Here is a 2,083-nt window from a genome sequence, read left to right as displayed (position 1 = left end):
GCGATCTGGTGGGTGGTCCGCGACGATCCCGCGCCGGCGGGCTATCGCAGCCACGCCGCGGTGGCCCACGGCGACGGCCCCGGCGCCCGCGAGAGCCTCGCGACCGTGCTGCGCTACCGCGAGACCTGGCTGCTCACACTCGCTCCCGGCGGACTGGCCGGACCGGTGCTGACCTTCGCCGGGCTGTGGGGCGTACCGTTCCTGGTCACGCACTATGGCTTCAGCCGCACCGTGGCCACCAGCTACTGCACCCTGCTGCTGGTGACCTGGGCCCTCGGCGGCCCGCTGCTCGGCGCCCTTTCGGACCGGCTCGGCCGCCGCCGCCCCCTGTATATCGCCGCCTTCGCCACATCCGCCGCAGCATGGGCGGCGGTCATCCTGATACCGGCGCTGCCGCCGATGGCTCTCGCCGCGGTACTCGCGCTCGCCGGGTTCGCCGCCGGCGGTATCATCATCGGCTTCGCCCAGGCCCGGGAGGCAGTGCCGGCGGAATGCGCGGGCACGGTGGGCGGTGTCGTGAACACCGGCGTGCTGATCGCGCCCATGCTGCTGCAACCGGCGATCGGCGTGGTGCTTGACTGGAACTGGGACGGCACGCTCCGCGGCGGGACGCACATCTATCCGCTCCACGCCTATACCGAGGGCTTCGCGCTGATGCTCGCCTGGAGCATCGCGGGCACGATCCTGGTAGCGCTGACCCGCGAGCGCGCCCCGCAGGCGCAAACGGCCTGACCGGGGCACCCGAACGGCGCCGCGGCAGGGCCTTTCCGGGCACTCTTGCGCCAGATCAAGTTGACCTCGTGCATGCCCGCTAGAATGCCGGAGTCACCCGTCTCTAGCGAGTTCCTCCCATGCCCGACGGCTCCATCTCACTGGCGATCATGGGCAGTGGCGGCACCGGCGTGATGACCGCCGGCCAGCTGCTGCTCTCCGCGGCCGGCGACGCCGGCTGGTACGGCCTGATGACCCGTTCCTTCGGCCCGCAGATCCGCGGCGGCGAGGCCGCAGCGCTGCTGCGCCTGTCATCCCGGCCGGTGGAGGCCCCGCCGGACACCTACCGCCTCGTGCTCGCCTTCGACTGGAGCAACATCGAACGCTTCGCCGCCGAGATACCCATCGACGCCAGCACCCTCGTGCTCCACGACCCGGACGCCGGCCCCCTGCCGGCGCCCATAGCCGGTGCGGGACCACGCACCGCTGAAGTGGCGCTCAAGCAGATGGCCAAGGGCATTGAGGGCGGACGCGTGAACATGATCGCCCTCGGTGTGCTCGCCGCGCTCGCCGGCCTGCCGGTGGAGCCCCTGGAGGCCCGCGTACACCAGACCCTCGCCCGCCGCGGCGAGGCGGCGGTGACCAGCGGCCTGCGCTGCCTGGAGGAAGGCCGGGAGGCGGCCGCCACCCTCGGTGAGCCGCCGGAGCCACTGACCGCCGCGCACACCCCGCGCTGGCTGATCAGCGGTAACGAGGCCACGGGCCTGGGGGCACTGCGCGGTGGTGTACGCTTCGTTGCCGCCTACCCCATCACGCCCGCCACCGACGTGCTTGAATGGCTGTCACCGCAGCTCCCGCGCGTCGGCGGATGTCTGGTTCAGGCGGAGGACGAGCTCGCCTCGGCGAACATGTGCGTGGGCGCGAGTTTCGGCGGCACACCCTCGCTTACCGCCACCTCGGGTCCGGGGCTCGCACTGATGACCGAGACGCTGGGGCTTGCCGTGGCCTCGGAAACGCCGATGGTCGTGGTCGACGTCATGCGCGGCGGGCCGTCCACCGGCATCCCCACCAAGTCGGAGCAGGGGGATTTCGATATCGCGGTCCACGGCCTCCATGGCGACGCGCCGCACCTGGTGGTCGCGCCGAACGGCGTCACGGACTGTATCAACGCGACCCAGTGGGCGGTCTCGCTGAGCGAGGCCCTGCAGACACCGGCGCTCGTGCTCAGCGACCAGGCCATGGGCCAGGGCCGCGCCATCGTGCCCGAGCCGGCGCTGCGGGACGTCGATACCGCGCGGCGCACCCCCTCGGAAGGCGAGGCGAACGACTACCGCCGCTACCGCGTCACCGAGGACGGCGTCTCCCCCATGAG

At 72.2% G+C, this 2,083-nt stretch carries 2 protein-coding genes; both read left to right on the top strand.

The genetic code is table 11. From position 1 onward, the window contains the following. Positions 1 to 732 (top strand): MFS transporter (locus tag G7A99_RS18620; RefSeq protein WP_163142995.1); only part of this gene is annotated, 732 nt, incomplete at its 5' end. A 119-nt stretch (positions 733 to 851) separates the two neighbouring features. Further along, positions 852 to 2,083: 2-oxoacid:acceptor oxidoreductase family protein (locus tag G7A99_RS18615; RefSeq protein ID WP_163142992.1), on the top strand; the 1,232-nt coding region annotated here is incomplete at its 3' end.

It is taken from the genome of Arhodomonas sp. KWT (assembly GCF_010993615.1).
Note: the sequence above shows the minus strand (reverse complement) of the source record. Positions and strands in the feature narration are given on the sequence as shown.